The sequence below is a fragment of the Roseomonas aerilata DSM 19363 genome, from assembly GCF_000711725.1.
In the GTDB taxonomy this organism is placed as follows: domain Bacteria; phylum Pseudomonadota; class Alphaproteobacteria; order Acetobacterales; family Acetobacteraceae; genus Roseomonas; species Roseomonas aerilata.
This window is the reverse complement of record NZ_JONP01000011.1, coordinates 36,046-51,875: the sequence shown is the minus strand read 5'-3', so window position 1 is coordinate 51,875 and position 15,830 is coordinate 36,046. Positions and strand designations below refer to the sequence as shown.

13 protein-coding genes are annotated in these 15,830 nt (G+C 73.0%); 3 read left to right on the top strand and 10 right to left on the bottom strand.

Annotated elements, in window-relative coordinates; genetic code table 11:
* Window positions 1-20 precede the first annotated feature (20 nt).
* Window positions 21-1,304, top strand: coding sequence for an ArgE/DapE family deacylase (locus BO39_RS14250; protein ID WP_043834406.1), 1,284 nt, complete (start codon window positions 21-23; stop codon window positions 1,302-1,304).
* A gap of 60 nt (window positions 1,305-1,364) precedes the next feature.
* Here BO39_RS14250 and BO39_RS14245 read toward each other — a convergent pair whose 3' ends face one another.
* From BO39_RS14245 to BO39_RS14225, 5 genes are all read right to left on the bottom strand, one after another.
* The gene (locus BO39_RS14245; protein ID WP_156963688.1) at window positions 1,365-2,054 is read right to left on the bottom strand and encodes a PEP-CTERM sorting domain-containing protein; all 690 of its coding nucleotides are present in this window, start codon (window positions 2,052-2,054) and stop codon (window positions 1,365-1,367) included.
* 311 nt (window positions 2,055-2,365) lie between these two features.
* Window positions 2,366-4,450 (bottom strand): membrane protein, encoded by a 2,085-nt coding sequence (locus BO39_RS14240; protein WP_043834402.1) that lies wholly within the window; start codon window positions 4,448-4,450, stop codon window positions 2,366-2,368.
* Window positions 4,450-7,152, bottom strand: coding sequence for a DUF4159 domain-containing protein (locus BO39_RS14235; RefSeq protein ID WP_043834400.1), 2,703 nt, complete (start codon window positions 7,150-7,152; stop codon window positions 4,450-4,452). Before BO39_RS14235 ends, BO39_RS14240 begins: the two co-directional genes overlap by 1 nt.
* A 28-nt stretch (window positions 7,153-7,180) precedes the next feature.
* Window positions 7,181-8,053, bottom strand: coding sequence for a DUF58 domain-containing protein (locus BO39_RS14230; protein WP_043834397.1), 873 nt, complete (start codon window positions 8,051-8,053; stop codon window positions 7,181-7,183).
* On the bottom strand, window positions 8,046-9,062 hold the full coding sequence (locus BO39_RS14225) for an AAA family ATPase (RefSeq protein WP_043834395.1): 1,017 nt from the start codon (window positions 9,060-9,062) through the stop codon (window positions 8,046-8,048). The genes BO39_RS14230 and BO39_RS14225 overlap by 8 nt, the downstream gene beginning before the upstream one ends.
* 207 nt (window positions 9,063-9,269) lie before the next feature.
* Here BO39_RS14225 and BO39_RS14220 point away from each other — a divergent pair, with 207 nt between their 5' ends.
* Window positions 9,270-9,854: a DUF1285 domain-containing protein gene (locus BO39_RS14220; protein WP_245615174.1), complete on the top strand. Its 585-nt coding sequence runs from the start codon at window positions 9,270-9,272 to the stop codon at window positions 9,852-9,854.
* Window positions 9,851-10,483 (top strand): CoA pyrophosphatase, encoded by a 633-nt coding sequence (locus BO39_RS14215; protein ID WP_052402084.1) that lies wholly within the window; start codon window positions 9,851-9,853, stop codon window positions 10,481-10,483. Before BO39_RS14220 ends, BO39_RS14215 begins: the two co-directional genes overlap by 4 nt.
* A gap of 246 nt (window positions 10,484-10,729) precedes the next feature.
* Here BO39_RS14215 and BO39_RS14210 read toward each other — a convergent pair whose 3' ends face one another.
* The 5 genes from BO39_RS14210 to BO39_RS14190 all read right to left on the bottom strand — a co-directional run bounded on the left by BO39_RS14210 (window position 10,730) and on the right by BO39_RS14190 (window position 15,465).
* Window positions 10,730-12,724 carry a PAS domain S-box protein gene (locus BO39_RS14210; RefSeq protein ID WP_052402083.1) on the bottom strand — a complete coding sequence of 665 codons (1,995 nt, stop codon included), beginning with the start codon at window positions 12,722-12,724 and terminating at the stop codon, window positions 10,730-10,732.
* 63 nt (window positions 12,725-12,787) lie between these two features.
* Window positions 12,788-14,056, bottom strand: coding sequence for an extracellular catalytic domain type 1 short-chain-length polyhydroxyalkanoate depolymerase (locus BO39_RS14205; RefSeq protein ID WP_052402082.1), 1,269 nt, complete (start codon window positions 14,054-14,056; stop codon window positions 12,788-12,790).
* A 129-nt stretch (window positions 14,057-14,185) separates the two neighbouring features.
* Window positions 14,186-14,827, bottom strand: coding sequence for a PAQR family membrane homeostasis protein TrhA (gene trhA, locus BO39_RS14200; RefSeq protein WP_043834392.1), 642 nt, complete (start codon window positions 14,825-14,827; stop codon window positions 14,186-14,188).
* A 92-nt stretch (window positions 14,828-14,919) separates the two neighbouring features.
* Entirely contained in the window at window positions 14,920-15,108 is a 189-nt protein-coding gene (locus tag BO39_RS14195) for a hypothetical protein (RefSeq protein ID WP_043834390.1), read from the bottom strand.
* Between the two features lie 123 nt (window positions 15,109-15,231).
* A complete protein-coding gene (locus BO39_RS14190) occupies window positions 15,232-15,465 on the bottom strand; it encodes a hypothetical protein (protein ID WP_043834388.1) in 234 nt (77 codons plus the stop codon).
* Window positions 15,466-15,830: the final 365 nt, after the last annotated feature.

Below are 15,830 nucleotides of genomic sequence, written 5' to 3'. Positions count from 1 at the left end.
GACGCGAAGGACACCCCGCCTTGCCCGATCCCGCCCTCCTCGCCCGCCTGCGCGGCGCCGTCGACCATAACTTCGAGGCGCAGACCGCCTTTCTGACGGAACTCGTCCGCTTCCCCAGCCTGCGCGGCCGCGAGGCGCCCCTGCAGGACTGGTTCGCCCGCACCATGGCTGCCCGCGGCTACGCAGTGGACCGCTTTACCCTCGCGGACGTGCCCCTCGCCTCGCACGAGAAGGCCGCGCCCATGGTGGACGTGGATCCCGCGGCCTCGGTCCAGGTCGTGGCCACCAGCCGTGCCCGGAACCCCGGCGGGCGGAGCCTGATCCTCCAGGGCCATATCGACGTGGTGCCGGAAGGGCCCGCAGAGATGTGGACGCACCCGCCCTATGCCGGCGTGGTGCGCGACGGATGGCTTTACGGGCGCGGCGCGAACGACATGAAGGCGGGCGTCTCCGCCATCGTCTTCGCCATGGACGCGATCCGAGACGCCGGCCTGCGCCTGGCCGGCGATGTCCATCTCCAAACCGTGACGGAGGAGGAGAGCACCGGCAACGGCGCGCTCGCGACCCTGCTCCGCGGCTACCGCGCCGATGCCTGCCTCATCCCCGAGCCCACCGCTGGCACGATCACCCGCGCGCATACCGGCACGCTCTGGTTCCGGCTGCGGGTGCGCGGCGTTCCCGTGCACGTGGCGGTCGCGGATGCCGGCACCAACGCCATCCTCTCCGCCATGCACCTCATCCGCGCGCTGCAGGACCACACGGTGGCGCTGAACAGGGCGGCGGAGCGCGATCCCTCCTTCGGCGCGGTGCGGAACCCCATCAAGTTCAACCCGGGCATCATCCGCGGCGGCGACTGGGCCTCCTCCACCCCCGCTTGGTGCGAGGTGGACTGCCGCATCGGCCTCACGCCCTCCATGGAGGTTTCCGAGGTGATGGCCGGCGTGGAGCGCTGCGTGGCCGAGGCCCGCGCCGGCGACGCCTTCCTCGCCAACAACCCGCCGGAGATCACCTGGCACGGCTTCCAGGCCGATGGCTACGTGCTGGCGCCGGGCAGCGAGGCGGAGCGCCTGCTGGCCGGCGCCCACGAGGCCGCCTTTGAGGCGCCGATGGAGGAACGCCTCTCCACCGCCGTGAACGACACCCGATACTACGGCCGCTACTACGCGATGCCCGCCCTCTGCTACGGCCCAGGCGGAGAGGGCAACCACGGCTTCGACGAGCGGACGAATCTCGACCTGCTGCGCAAGGCCACGCTCTCCATCGCCGGCTTCATCGCCGACTGGTGCGGAGTGGAGGAGGCCTGAGCGCCTCCCGCGGGGAAAAGCAATGCGCCGCGGGGGCCGGCGAGCCCCCGCGGGCCGGGTTCAGGCCTGGCGGGCGCCGCGCCGGCGATAGGCCAGGCCAAGGCCGAGCACGCCCGTGAGCATGAGCGTCATCGAAGCCGGTTCCGGCACCGCGACGGGACGGATCGCGCCCGCGGCGACCGGCAGGTTGGGATCGTAGGTGCCGGCGGTCGGCCCCGCGAGGGCGAAGCCCCCGTGCATGTCGAAGACGCGGAAATCGAGCGGCAGCAGGTCGGCCGTCGTGAAGCCCGGCTCCGTCACGTTCTGCCCGAGATTGAAGACAGCGTTGTAGACGAGCGTCGTGGTCGCCGCGGTGACACCGAGAAGCTCCGCCTTCGTGCCCGGATCGTGCGGCGCGAGGGAGAGGATGACGGGACCGATCTGGCTGACCGCCTCGGGCGTGGTCACAACCCCGTCGTTGTTCAGGTCGCCGTTCGGCGGCACGGGCGGCGGGGGCGCGGGCGTGTCGAGCGGGACGCCGGGGGAGATGTCCTGCCCGTGCACATGCAGGAGGTGCGGCTGGCCAGCGACCACATTGTTTGCGACGAGGTTGAAGAGGAGCGTGTTGCCGTCGAGGCTGAACCGGGCGGTCCCGGTCACGCCGGACCCGTTGGCCGGATCGAGGGCGGCTTCGTAGAGCAGCGGCGCGGCCGAGGCAGCAGCCGGTAGAAGAAAGCAGGAGAGGGCTAAGGCAGCAGTCGAGGATCGCATGGTCTTCTCCAACCGGATGGCAGGGGCCACCGCCGACGTTCCGTTTGCCGGAACGCCAATAACCAAGCGTTCTGCTAGGTAAAACAGCCGGACGTCACCTCTCGCACAAGAAGGAGACTTTCCGCGACAGCGAAAAGCCTGACTGGCAACGATCTTCCGCGGCACGGTGTGGAAAAAGCCCTGCCAGCCTGCTCAAAGAAGGGGAACGTTGCGCTACTGACCTTGCGGCTTGCTGGGGGATCATCATTATTCCTGCAGCCAATCTTCATTTTTCCGGCCAGCCGCGCCCGTCTTTCGCCGGAAACTTCGGCCTAGCGCCCCTCCCGCCGCCAGGCGATTACCGCGACGCCAAGCACCAGCAGCAGCGCCAGCCAGGGCGGCAGCAGCGGCAGGGCGGAGATGCCGGTCACCGTGTGGTCCTCCCGCCGCACGAGCCCGATCCAGCCAGGTCCCGAGGCGTCGCGTCCGGTGGAGACGCGGCGGAGGTCGGGCAGGGCGGTGCCGTCGCCCATCCAGCGCGCCGTGCCACCGGAGGAGACCAGCAGGGGCTGCATCCGCGCGGGGTCGGCGCGCAGGTCCGCCACCTCCGGCGGGTTGGCGGCTTCGGCCGCGGCGAAGGCGGTGCGCGCGCCATCCGTCGCGGACCAGACACCGGCGCGGGTGGCGGGCAGTTCCACCACGGCCCGCCCGCCTTCGCGGCGCTCTGGCGTGTGCCGGGTCCGGGTGCCGTCCGGTGCGGTGACGGTGATCTCCGGCGGCGGTGCATCCGCGAGGCTGCGGCGCGTGACGGTCAGCCGCCCCTGGGCGATGGAGGCGGTCAGGTCCTCCTCCTCCAGCTCCGGTTCGCGCATCAGCCAGTGCGCGATCCGGCGCAGCAGCTCCGCCTGCGGGCCGCCGCCATTATGCCCGCGGGACCACAGCCAGATCTGGTCCGACAGCAGCAGCGCCACTCGCCCCTCGCCCACGCGGTCGAGTTGCAGGAGCGGGTTGCCGTCGGGCCCGTTCATGACCGTGGAGCCGCCGCGGGGTTCGGCGCGCAGCATGCGGTACCAGCGGCCCCAGCTCGCGGCATCGGCAGTGGTGGCGTTGGCGCCCGTCAGCCCCTCGGTGACGGGATGGCGCAGCCCGGCGTCGCTCACCTGCGCGCGGAAAGGCGCCTCCAGCAACGCCTGGTTGCCGGGTAGGGGACGGGCGGGCAGCACCGCCCCGAGCGGCGTGTTGGCGAGGGATTCCCGCCCCGTGAACTCCGGCCCCACCGAGAGCAGCAGCGCGCCGCCCTGGCGCACGTGCTCGGCGATGTTGCGCAGGTATTGCGGCGGCAGGATGCCTCGGTTGGAGAAGCGGTCGAAGACGATCAGGTCGAACTCGCGCAGCTTCTGCTGGAACAGTTCGCGCACGGGGAAGGCGATCAGCGCCAGCTCGTTCAGCGGCGTCAGGTCGTCCTTTTCCGGCGGGCGCAGGATGGTGAAGTGGACGAGGTCGACATTCGGGTCTGCCTTCAGCAGGCGGCGCCAGGTGCGCTCGCCGGCGTGGGGCTCGCCGGAAACCAGCAGCACGCGCAGCCGGTCGCGCACGCCGTTCACGGTGACGATGGCGGTGTTGTTGAGCGTGGAGACCTCGCCCGGGCGCTCCTCGGCGGTGATCTCGATCACGCTCGGGCCGCCGCGCTCGATCGGCACCGCGATGCGCTGCTCGCGGCCTGGCTGCACGCTCTCGGTGCGGGGCGCGCCGCCGTCGCGTCGGATGGTCAGGCGCAGCGGCGCGGCATTGCCGGCGGGCACGCCGAGGTCCTCCACCACCAGCCGCAGCTCCACGCCGCGGCCCACGATGCCGAAGCCCGGCGCCTCAATGATGCGGAGCCGCCGGTCCACCTCGCCCGCGCGGCCGGGCAGCAGAACGTGCAGTGGCGCCTCGATCGGTAGGTCGCGCGGCACGTCGTGAACCTGCCCGTCCGTCAGCGCGATGACGCCCGCCAGCCGCGCGCGCGGGATGTCAGCGAGGCCACGCTCGATCGCGGCGAAGAGGCGCGTGCCCTGGCTGCCGCCCTCCTCCGCGGTGACCGTCCGCAATTCCAGATCCGGCAGCCGGCCGGCGCGCGCCTCGATGGCGGCGCGAGCCTTCTCGATGGCGGCGTCGCGTCCGGCGACGGTGGTGGAGGCGCTGTTGTCCACCGCCAGCAGCGCGATGTCCGGCCGCATCTCCCGCGTCTGCTGCACGAGGCGCGGGTTGGCGATGGCGCCCAGGATCAGCAGGAAAGCCAGCGCCCGCCACCAGGCCCCGCGCGCGCGCCGGATGATCGCGGGCAGCAGCGCGAGCACCGCGAGCACCGCCAGCGCCGCCAGCAGCCAGTAAGGAAGAATGGGCGCGAGGTCGATGGAGGAGAGGGAGCGAACCATCAGTTCCCCAGCCGCTCCAGGATGGCGGGCACGTGCACCTGGTCGCCCTTGTAGTTGCCGGTCAGCGCGTAGATCACGAGGTTGACGCCGAAGCGGTAGGCCAGCGTCCGCTGCCGCGCGCCGCCGGGTAGCACGGCATAGGGGTTGGCGCCGCGCGCATCCACCGCCCAGGCCGCCGCCCAGTCGTGCCCGCCGATGATCACCGGGCTGACGCTGTCATTCGCCCGGTCCGTGTCGCGCGCTACCCAGACGGGGCCGCCGGCGTAGCGGCCGGGCAGGTCCGGCAGGAGGTAGAAGGCGCGCTTGAGCACGTGGTCCTCCGCCAGGGGCGCCAGCGGCGGCACCTGGAGGTTCCGCGTCAGCCGCCGCAGCGCCGCGTCCGCGCCGAGGGAGACACCCTCGCCCGAGCCCTCGTTGCGCGTGTCGAAGACGATGATCCCACCGTTGCGCATGAAGGCGTTCAGCGCGGCGACCGCACCGGAATCGGGCGCGGGGGCCTCGGGCAGCACCACCCAGTAGAGCAGCGGGTAAAAGGAGAGATCATCGCTCCCCGGCCGCAGCGCCACGGGCTCCGCGAGGCCGGCGGCGGTCCGGCGGTTCACGTAGTCCGACAGCCCGACGAGCCCCTGGCGCGAAACCTCGTCCGCCTGCGCGTCACCTGTCACGACATAGGCGAGGCGGGTCGCCAGCGCCGCCGCGCCGTCGGGCGGCGCACCCTGCGCGTTCGCGACGGCAGGCAGGAGCAGGGCCAGCGCGACCACCGCCGCCCGCGCGCGCAGCCCGAGGCCGCGGCTCTGGAGCGAGAGCAGCAGGTCGAGCGCCAGCAGCACCAGCGCGGCCGCCAGCAGCCAGGGGCCAAGGTCGCGCTCCGGCGGCACGCCGCCGATGCGGCTCTCGCGCGCGCCGGAGGGGGCAGGGGCCATGGCGGCGGGCGGCGGCAGGCGTGCCGAGAGGTTGAGCGCGCGGCGCTCGCCGCCCTCACCCACGGTGCCGTACCAGCCCGGCGGGTTGCGCGGGCCGGCCACGACGCTGTCGATCGCGGCAGCCGCGACCGGCCCGGCGGCGGGCGGCGGCGCGCCGAGGCGGCCGAAGCCGTCCAGCGTCTCGATCGGTGCGAGGCTGGCCGCGCCCTCTCCGCCCGCCACGCCGGCTGAGAGGGCGACGAGGCGGCGCAGCATGTCGATATAGAGGCCCGAGAGCGGCAGGTCCGACCAGTCCGCATTGGCGGTGACGTGGAACAGCACGATCCGCCCCGCGCCCCGGTTCTCGAAGGTGACAAGCGGCGTGCCGTCCGAGAGCCGGGCCCAGCTGCGCTCCGCCAGGCGCGGGACCGGCTCGGCCAGAACCTGGGTGGTAACGGTCACCTCCGGCGGGGGCACCAGCCCGGCGAAGGGGCTGCCTTCGGGGAAGGGGGCGAGGGTCTGCGGTCGTTCCCAGGAGAGCGCGCTGCCCAGCGCCCGCTCCCCCGCGCGCAGCGGCACGGGCAGCAGGCGATCGCCCCGCTCCGCCAGGCGCGGGCCGGCGAAGCGCAGCAGCAGCCCGCCGCCCTCGACGAAACGCGTGACCGCCTCGATCTCCGGCCCGTCCGCGAGCGGCCGGTCGGCGAGCACCAGCACCGAGAGGCGGCGGGAAAGAAGTTGCTCAAGCGTGCCGCGCCGGATCTCGGCCGTAGGGGAGAGGGCGCGGTCGAGATAGTAGAGGGAGCCGGTGAGCGGCGTGTCCGCGGATTCCTCCGCTGCGGCCAGAAGGCCCACGGGGCGACGGCGGAAGCGCTCGTCCAGCAGCACCATGCCGGCGGCGCCGGGCGCGTCCCCCTCCAGCGCGAGCTGGGTGACGCTGTTGCGGATCTCGATGGGCAGTTCCAGCGCGCCCTCCGCCTCCGTGGCGCCGGCGGCCAGCGGCAGGACGGCTCGGCCGAGGGCGCGGCCATCCGGGGTCATCGCGAGCACGCCAGCCTCCCCCGCCTCGCCCCCCGGCGGGCGACGGAGGCTGAGGACGAGGCGGTCCGCCTCCGCGCGCGGCGGAAGAAGGACGCGGGCGGCGCCGGGTGCGCCGCGCGCCACCTGCAGGGGGCCTGCCGTGGCAAGCGCCGCCATCAGCGCCGCGCCGTCGTCGGTGCCGTGCGCGATGTCATCGGTGACGTAGAGGCTGGAAAAGCCGCCCTCCCGCCAAGCAGAAAGCGCGGCCAATGCTGCCGGCCGGTCGGGCGCCCAGGGCTGCGGACGCAGCGCGGCAAGGCGGGCGCGGGCCTCCTCGGCCGGCATCCAGGCGGTGGGGCGGGGCGCCTCGCCCGTCGCGGCGGGGGCGGTGGCCAGGATGGCGGCCCGGCGACCGGCGCGGGCGGCGGTGTCCAGCGCGGCACCGGCAGAGGCCATCCGGTCCGGCCAGTCGGCGGCCGAGGCCCAGCCGTTGTCGATGGTGACCAGTAGCGGCCCTTCCTCCGCATCGCCGAGCGCGGCGTTCCAGACGGGGCGGGCGAGGCCGAGCACGATGAGGGCCGCGGCCACCAGCCGCAGCAGCAGCAGCCACCAGGGCGTGCGGGCGGGGGTTTCCTCCACCGCCGGCAGGTCGCGCAGGAAGCGGGCGGGGGGGAAGGACTGGGTGCGCGGCGTCGGCGGCGTCACGCGCAGCAGCCACCAGAGGGGGGGCAGAGCGGCGAGGGCAAGCAGCAGCCAGGGCGCGGTGAAGGAGAGGGCGCCCATCACCCGCAGGTTCCGCCCGTATGGGCCATCATCGCGTGCCCCCTGGTGCCAGCGCCTGCCACAGGGCCATCAGCGCGGCCTCGGGCGGGTGATCGGTGCGGTGGGAGAGCAGGCGGAACCCGAGAGAGCCCGCCAACGCGGCCAGTCCCTCCCTGTGGGCGAGAAGCCTTTCCTCGTAGAGCGCGCGAATACCCTCCACGCGGGGAACGAGAGCGTGGTCGGTGCCGTCCAGCGGCTCGAAGCGGATGCGCCCGCCATAGGGCAGGGTTTCCTCCGCGGGATCCCGGAGCGTGACGAGGGTGGCGCGCACCCCGGCGGCGGCCAAGGGGGAAAGGGTGGCGCGCAACTCATCCAGCGGCGCCAGGAAGTCGCCGAACAGGACCGCGCGGCTGTGGCGCGGGAGGCTTTCGTCAGCTGGCGGACCGGACTGGCTTTCCAGGCGCATCGCCAGGGCCGGCAAGGCGCCGCGCCCGGACAGCCCGCGACCGCCGCCGAGCAGCCGTACCCGTTCGCCCCCGCGAAGGAGGAGGGAGGCGAGGGCGAGGAGGAGAAGCTCCCCCCGCTCGCCCTTGGTCGGCCGCCCCGCCGCGCCGGACCAGTCCATCCCCGGCGCCGCGTCGCGCCAGAGGGCAACGGTCTGGGCGGACTCCCACTCCGTCTCGCGGAGGTAGAGGCGGTCGGACTTCGCGCTCTGCCTCCAATCCACTCGGGCGGCGTCGTCACCGGGCAGGTAGGGGCGGAACTGCCAGAAGGCGTCGCCCTGGCCGGAGCGGCGGCGGCCGTGCACGCCCTGCATCACCGTGGCCGCCACCCGCTCCGCGGCCACCACCAGGGGCGGCAGCCGCGCGGCGGCGGCTTCGGCGCGAAGGGGAAGCGCGGCCTCGGCGCCGGGCCTAGGCAAGATCGGCCTTCAGCGCGTCGATCACTTCGCTGAGCCGGATGCCCTCGGCGCGGGCGGCGAAGCCGAGCGCCATGCGGTGGCGCAGGATGGGTTCGGCCAGGGCCAGCACGTCCTCCACGCTCGGGGAGAGGCGGCCGTCCAGCACGGCCCGCGCGCGGGTGGCCAACATCAGTGCCTGGGCGGCGCGGGGGCCCGGCCCCCAGGCAAGGTGCTGCTTCACGGCGGGAAGGCTGGCGGTGTCCGGCCGCGCCCCGCGCACGAGGCGGAGGATGGCGTTCAGAACCGCCTCCCCCACCGGCAGGCGGCGGATGAGGGACTGGGCGGCGATCAGCTCCTCCGCCCGCAGCGCCTCCTCCGGCCGGGCCTCGCGGGCGCCAGTGGTGGCGAGCAGCATGGCGCGTTCGGCGGCCTCGTCGGGGTAGCCGATCTCGATCTCCAGCAGGAAGCGGTCGAGCTGTGCCTCGGGCAGGGGATAGGTGCCCTCCTGCTCAATCGGGTTCTGCGTCGCCAGCACATGGAAGGGGGCGGGCAGGTCCAGCACCTGGCCGCCGATTGCGACGCGCCGCTCCTGCATCGCCTGGAGCAGCGCGGACTGGGTGCGGGGCGAGGCGCGGTTGATCTCGTCGGCCATCAGCAACTGGCAGAAGACAGGGCCGCGCAGGAAGCGGAAAGCGCGGCGCCCCCCCTCCGCTTCCTCCAGCACCTCGGAGCCAAGGATGTCAGAGGGCATGAGGTCGGGCGTGAACTGCACGCGCCGGGCATCGAGGCCCATCACCGTGCCCAGCGTCTCCACCAGCTTCGTCTTGCCGAGGCCGGGCACGCCCACGAGCAGCATGTGCCCGCCGGCCAGAAGGGTGACGAGCGCCTGCTCCACCACCTCCTCCTGCCCGAGGATCACCCGGCCGACGGCGGCCCTGACGCGCCCCAGGCGGGCGGAGAGCGCCTCGGCCTCGCCGAGCAGCTTCTCTGCATCAGCCGTCGCTTCCTTTGTGCCGGGCACTTCAACCACGGGTGGCCCCTTCTCATATTGCCCGAGGGTAACGCCCTGACCCTCGCCACTCCGGGCTACATGGAGGCGTGCCGGGCGAATGGGGAGGGTAGGGCCCTTCGATGGCGCGGAGGAAGTCACATGGCGCTGGGGATGCATGATGTTACAGGCGGCAGCAAAAGCGCCGCGCCGGTTCTGGCGTCCATGATGGCGCCTCAGCCCGTGCGGATGCCTCGAACGATCTGCGGCGACTTCCATATGCGGATCGCCCGCGACGGCACTTGGTACTACCAAGGCAGCCCGATTGGGCGACGACCGCTCGTCTGCCTCTTCGCCTCCGTGCTGAAGCGGGAGGCCGATGGCAGCTACTGGCTGGAAACGCCGGTGGAGCGGGGCCGCATCGAGGTGGAGGACGTGCCCTTCGTCGCGGTGGAGCTGAACTGGGGCCATTGCTGCAGCGGCACCGCCTGTGACGGCGAGGCCGGCGGCACGCGCCGCGCCCGGCAGTGCCTCACCTTCCGCACCAACCTCGACGAGATGGTGACCGCCGACGAGAACCACCCCATTCGGGTGGAGGTGGACCCCGTGACGCGCGAGCCGCGTCCCTACGTCACCGTCCGCCCCGGCCTGGAGGCGCGGATCAGCCGCCCCGTCTTCTACGAATTGGTCGCCCTCTCCCAGACAGAGGTGGTGGACGGGCGAGAGGTGACGGGCGTCTGGAGCGAGGGCGTGTTCTTCGTGATCGACGACAGCCCCTCCGAGGAGGAGGCCGATCTGGACGACAGCCTCTCCGTGGACGACGAAGTGGCGTGACCGCGCCGGAGACGATCGATCGCCTTCCGGCGCCGCTCGCGCCGGCCAGGACGCTTTTGCCCTCGGAGATCGAGGCTCGGCTCTCCGATCCCGCGCGTCTCGCGCGCGGCGCGGCCGATGCCAGGGCGGAGGAGGGCGTCCGCCGCTCCGCCGTGCTGGTGCCGATCCTCCTGCACCAGGAACCAACGGTGCTGCTCACGCTTCGCGCCGCCACGCTCTCGGCCCATGCCGGGCAGGTGGCCTTCCCCGGCGGCCGCATCGAGCCGGGCGAGACGCCGGAAGCCGCCGCCATCCGCGAGGCGGCAGAGGAAGTGGGCCTGGACCCGCGCCTGCCCCGCATCGCCGGCCGCCTGCCGGCCATGGTGACGGGCACGGGATTCCACGTAATTCCCATCGTCGCGCTGCTCGACCCGCCGGTTACCCTCACCCCCGAGCCGGCGGAGGTGGCGGAGGTGTTCGAGTACCCCGTCTCCCGGCTGCTGGACCCCGCCTGGCCCGAGCGGCGCAGCGGCGTCTTCGGTGGCCGCGCCCGCCAGTACTGGACCTGGCCGCACGAGACGCAACTCATCTGGGGCGCCACGGCCGCCATGCTGCGGAGCCTCGCCCTTGTTCTTCGTGACCATGGTTAGGCCGTTTCAGGAGAGGGCCTGAGGCCCTTGGATCCCAGTCTGGCTTTCGCGGATGCGGTAATTGAGTGCTGGCTCTTTCTCGGCGCTTTTCCTGCACGTGCAGTCGCCTCGAGTGAATGACCCAGGGCGCACCGGCCGTTCAGTGGTTCAAACCCGTCGAAAAAGATGATGGAGAGGGGCCGGCGAGAGGAAGAATTCGTGCTTCCTCTCGCTCGGCGTCACCAGAAACGCCGAAGAAGAAAGCGCCTACCCATCCGGCGGCAGCGGCATCACGATATCGCAGACGAGCCCTGTCTCCGCCCAGGACAGGCTCACCGAGCCGCCGAGTTGCTGGTTTACCGTGCCTTCCAGCACGCGGGAGCCGAAGCCGCGGCGGTCGGGTGTGCCGTGCAGCGGGGGGCCGCCTGCTTCCATCCAGCGGAGCCGCAGGTTGGGCCCCTCGGCAATATCCCAGGTGATGGAGAGCTGGCCGCCCGGCACCGCCAGGGCGCCGTGCTTCGTCGCGTTCGTCGCCAGCTCGTGCACCGCCATGGCGAAGGGCTGGGTGGCGCCGGCTGGCAGGGTCACGGGCGGGCCTTCCAGGCGGGCGCGCTGTCCTTCGCCGCCGAGGAAGGATTGCAGCTCCCCCTGGAGAAGGGCGCGCAGGTCAGCGCCCGACCAGCGGTCCTCGGCGAGCAGGGTCTGGGCGCGGGCGATCGCGGACACCCGGCCGACCACCGCGCGACGGTAGGTTTCCAGGTCCTCGGCCCGGGTGAGGCGGAGCATTGCCTGCACCACGGCGAGCGCGTTCTTCGCGCGGTGGTCCACCTCGCGCATGAGTAGGGCGCGGCGCTGCTCGGCGGAGCGGCGTTCGGTGATGTCCTGCGCGACGCCGGCCACGCGCAGGGCCGCGCCGGTCGCCGCGTCCCGCTCCACGACCGCGCCGAAGGAGGAGACCCAGGCCCATTCGCCCCCGGGGCGGCGCACGCGAAACTCTGCCTCGAAGCGCGGGCTCTCGCCTCGGACCACGGCCCAGAAGCGTGCCTCGACGTCATCGCGCTCCTCCGGATGCATCGCCTCAAGCCAGCGCTCGAGGGGGAAGTCGCCGGGGGGGAGCTGGGGAAGCGTGCTCATCAGCGGGCCGGCGCGCGAGCCGGTCCCTTGGCGCAGGTCGAATTCCCAGGTGCTGAGGCGCGCGGCCTCCACCGTGAGGCGGAGCCGCGCCTCGCTGGCACGGAGCGCCGCCTCGGCCGCCTTGCGGTCGGTGATGTCGAAATGCGCCCCGTAGGTCAGGTCCCGGCCGGCCAGGCGCAGGCCCTGCGCACGCACCAGCACGTCCCGCACCTCGCCGGTGCGGGTGCGGTGGCGCGCCTCGAATTGCTGCAGGCCCGGCCGGATGGCTCCGGCGCGGCCCTGCTTACGGATCGCCGCTGTCTGCCCGAGGGCGTCGATGTCGGCGATGTTGAGGCGCGTGAACTCCTCGCGCGAGTAGCCGTAGGTGGCGCAGGCGTGCTCGTTGACCTCCAGTACCCTGTGCGTCGCGGGATCGATCACGATCACCGAGAAGGGCGCGCTCTCGAAGAGGACACGGTGCCGGGCCTCGCTCTCCCTTAGCGCGGCCTCGGCCCGCGCGCGGGCGACCGTTTCCTGGGTCCGTTCCGCCACATGGCGGAGGAGATCGACCTCGGCGGCGAACCAGCGCCGGGGGCGGTCGGCGTGCACGTAGAGGATGGCGTGCAACACCCCCGCCTTCAGTAGCGGGGCGGCGATCAGCGCGCGGGCGCCGATCTCGGACCAGTTTGCCCGCTCCTGCGCGCCGTCGGCGCGCGGGTCCGTGGCGCAGTCCTCCACCACCACAGTCCGGCCCGCCCGGATCTCGGCGACCAGGGCCTGGCCGAAGCCCTCCAGCCGGCGGAGCTGGCCGCCCAGGCTGACCGCCTGTCCGTCGGTCCAGTCCCTCTCCACCCACATCGTGCCGGCCTCCGCATCCACCTCGCCGTAGCCGGCGCGAGCGGCGCGGAGATGGGCCCCGAGCATGGCGGCCGCGCAGGCCATGGCGGCGCCGGCGTCCGACTGGATGCGAAGCTGGTCCTCGAGAAGGAGGCGGAAGGCGGCGTCCTCGGTCGAGCTGGCGGGGTCCATCGCCAGCAAGGCCGCACGGATCACCTCTGCCGCGTCGCGGTAGGCGCCCGTGGAGAGCCGGGCCGCGAGCAGGTTTTCGATCTCGGGAGTCAGCGCGAGGGTACAGGGTTCGGCCGGCATAACGCCCTAAGCGGCCTCAGCCCTCCCGCGATGTCAATGCGGCATGCCCGCGTGCGGGATACGTCAGTCCCGCCCCGTTCCCATCAGGCCGGCCGCTCGCAGGGCGCGGACGATGGTGGCGCCGGGGCCGCTGAGAAGCGGGTCGGCCTCCGCCTGCCCGGACATGCGCGTCACCGGCCCCTGGCTGGGGGTGGGCCTGCGCGCCTGGATGGGCGCGGGCGGGAAGACCTTGGCCCGGGAGGGGTAGGGTTGCTCCGCCGGGGCCCCGGCAGGGGATGCGGCCGCGGCCTCCGGGCGGAAGGCGGGCTCCTCGAGGGGGTGGGACTGGGCCGGTTGCGGACGGGCCGCGGCGGCTGTGTCGATACCCCAGAAGCCGAGGATGGCGTGTGAGGAGGAGATGCCGACGTCCAGCATATAGGCGCCGGCCGCGCCCGCACGGTCCCCGCCCTCGCCGGGGCGCAGCGGCACGCCATGGGCCATCCCAGCGATGCGGTGGCTCTCGACCATGACCCGCCCGCCGGGCCCGCGCCAGGTCAGGTGCGTGTCGCCGGGGGCGGCGGCCTCGGTCACCGGCCGCGCGGCGGCCAGGCCGTGCAGGTCCAGCCACTGCTTGACGCTCTCCTCCGCATTGTTCGGGACGACGGTGGTGTCGGCCCCGCCGTGCCACACCGAGACGCGGGGCCAGGCACCGCGATGCGGGGAGGCTGCGCGCACGGCGGCACCCCGCTCGGCCGCGCCGAGGGACGGGGGGCGCGACATGGCGCGCAGCGCCTCCGCCACGCCGAGGCCCGCGCCATAGGGCAGGCCCGCGATGATGGCGCCGCCCGCGAAGACCTCAGGATAGGTGGCGAGCATCACCGCCGTCATCGCGCCGCCCGCCGACAGGCCGGTGACGAAGACGCGCGCGGGGTCGATCGCGTGTGTCTCGAGCATCTGCGCGACCATCTGGCGGATGGACAGCGCCTCCCCGGTCCCGCGCGCGATGTCGCCCGGCTCGAACCAGTTGAAGCAAAGGGAGTGGTTGTTCGTCCGCTGCTGCTCCGGCAGCAGCACGGCGAAGCCCAGCCGGTCCGCGAGCGAGGACCAGCCGCAGCCCTCGTCATAGGCGGCGGCGTTCTGGGTGCAGCCGTGCAGCGCCACCACCAGCGGCGCGCCGCGTGGCAGGTCGGCGGGCACGTGCACCATCATGCGCAGCGCGCCGGGGTTGGAGCCGAAGCCCGTGACCTCCGTCAGCGCGGATCCGCCCCCGGTCCCACCCGCACGCGCCACGGCCTCGCGCCGGCGGCGCTGCAGGCGGACGAGCGCGCTGAGGTCGATCTTAGGGTTAGGCATGAAAAATCCTCTCGCAGGGAGCGGCGAAAGGCTCGCCCACTCCCTCCGACATCGATGCTGCGGTGCAGCATTACAACGGGCGAGGCATGGAATGGTTGGGCTTCCACCCTTTCGGCGGGCGTTCCGCCTTCAAGCCGCCGCGAGGCTGAGCACGAGCCCGTAGTGGCAGGCCGCCGCCGCGAGCACGAAGCCGTGCCAGATCGCGATGTTGTAGCGTAGGCGGGTCGCGAGATGCACGAGCACGCCGAGGCTGTAGAGCAGCCCGCCTGCGGCGAGGAGGCCGAGTTGCCAGCCACTGAGGGTTCGCGAGAGGGGCACCAGCGCGACCACGCCGACCCAGCCGAGGACGAGATAGGCCACGATCGAGCCGCGCTCGAAGCGCGCGGGGGCGAGGAGCTTCATCGCGGCGCCGATCAGCGCCCCCGTCCAGACGAAACCGAGGAGGACGGCCGCCAGGGTGCCGCCGATCGCGAGCACGGAGACCGGCGTGTAAGTGCCGGCGATCATGATGAAGATGGCAGCGTGATCCGCCCGGCGCAGCAGCGCGCGGCGTGGTCCTGCCGGCGAGAGGTTGTAGGCGGCCGAGAAGGCGAAGGTGGCGACCAGCCCCGCCATGTAGGGGCCCAGTGCCATGGAAAGCGTGGCGCCGGGGGGAAAGGGCGCCCGGAAGGCCAGGAGAAGGCAGCCGGCCGCCACGGCGAGGAGCCCTGCGGCATGGACCGCGGCATCGGCGCCTCGTTCGGCGCCGCTATAGGGAGGCGGATCGGACATGGCCCATCCTGGGGCCGAAAGGCGCCGGCCTCCAAGCAGTCAGAGGGAGCGCATGGCGGAGAGGCGCGGGCCGGCGGGTCCGCGCCGCCGGGTCAGCGGCGGGACTTGCCCCGCTCGATCTCGCGCTCGATCGCGCCGCGCTCGGCCGAGCCGAGCTTGCGCGCGATCTCGCGCACGATGGCGACGGAAACGCGATGCCGCTTGGCCAAGTAGGCGATCGTCTCCTCCAGGCCTGCGGCATCGGTCCGGTCGGTTCCGGAAGTGCTCTTGGTTTGCGACACGCGTGCCTCCGTGATTTGGCGGGATAGGCCGTCCGGGCGCTGAGCGCCGGTGGCCTGAAAAGGGTCGTCGGAGAGGGGCTGGCGACGCGGGGCCGGATGGCCTCCCCGGCGCAGCCGGCTGTGTTAGCCGGTGACGGGCCAGGCCTTGCCGAGCGCGGCGGCCCGGCCAGCGCGGAGCTGGCTCTCGCGCACCACGCGCTCGTGCCCGTCGCGCTCGCTCTTCACACGGTACTCGCGGTCGGAGGCGTCATTGGGAAGGAGGCGGGTGATCACGTACTGGCCCGTCATTCCGGGCGGGGTGAGGACCCCGGCGACCAGCTCGACACTCTGGCCGATCTCGTAGCTGTGACGCTGCATGGTGGTTCCTCGCATGGGCCAGCGGGGGCGCCCGCGCCGCCCCGCGTTGAAGAGGTACCCCGGCGTGCGGGGCCGGGACGTCTGGAGGCCGGCGGATCAGTCCGCGGCCAGGTCGCCGGGGAAGGCCTCTCCCTGCCGCGCGCCGCCTTGCGCGGGCGATCCTGCCGGGCCTTTCCCAGCCCGCCTGACGCCGCCTCTCCTGGTCTTGTCGAACCAAGTCAGGGGGCCCGTCGGCATGGCTGGGATCCGATCGTCAAACAGGTGCCGCCCCGTGGCGTCACGAGGCGGATCAAGCGTCGAGGAGTAACGGACACCGGGCTCGGCGCTCGTGACGAGCTGATGAGAGCAGGCCGGACCAGACGAAG

Bases quoted from the DNA above. Each gene is read 5' to 3' on its own strand.
- BO39_RS14245 (WP_156963688.1), bottom strand. From the start codon at position 2,054: ATGCGATCCTCGACTGCTGCCTTAGCCCTCTCCTGCTTTCTTCTACCG.
- BO39_RS14205 (WP_052402082.1), bottom strand. From the start codon at position 14,056: ATGCCTAACCCTAAGATCGACCTCAGCGCGCTCGTCCGCCTGCAGCGC.
- BO39_RS14220 (WP_245615174.1), top strand. From the start codon at position 9,270: ATGCCTCGAACGATCTGCGGCGACTTCCATATGCGGATCGCCCGCGAC.
- trhA (WP_043834392.1), bottom strand. From the start codon at position 14,827: ATGTCCGATCCGCCTCCCTATAGCGGCGCCGAACGAGGCGCCGATGCC.
- BO39_RS14240 (WP_043834402.1), bottom strand. From the start codon at position 4,450: ATGGTTCGCTCCCTCTCCTCCATCGACCTCGCGCCCATTCTTCCTTAC.
- BO39_RS14190 (WP_043834388.1), bottom strand. From the start codon at position 15,465: ATGCAGCGTCACAGCTACGAGATCGGCCAGAGTGTCGAGCTGGTCGCC.
- BO39_RS14210 (WP_052402083.1), bottom strand. From the start codon at position 12,724: ATGCCGGCCGAACCCTGTACCCTCGCGCTGACTCCCGAGATCGAAAAC.
- BO39_RS14235 (WP_043834400.1), bottom strand. From the start codon at position 7,152: ATGGGCGCCCTCTCCTTCACCGCGCCCTGGCTGCTGCTTGCCCTCGCC.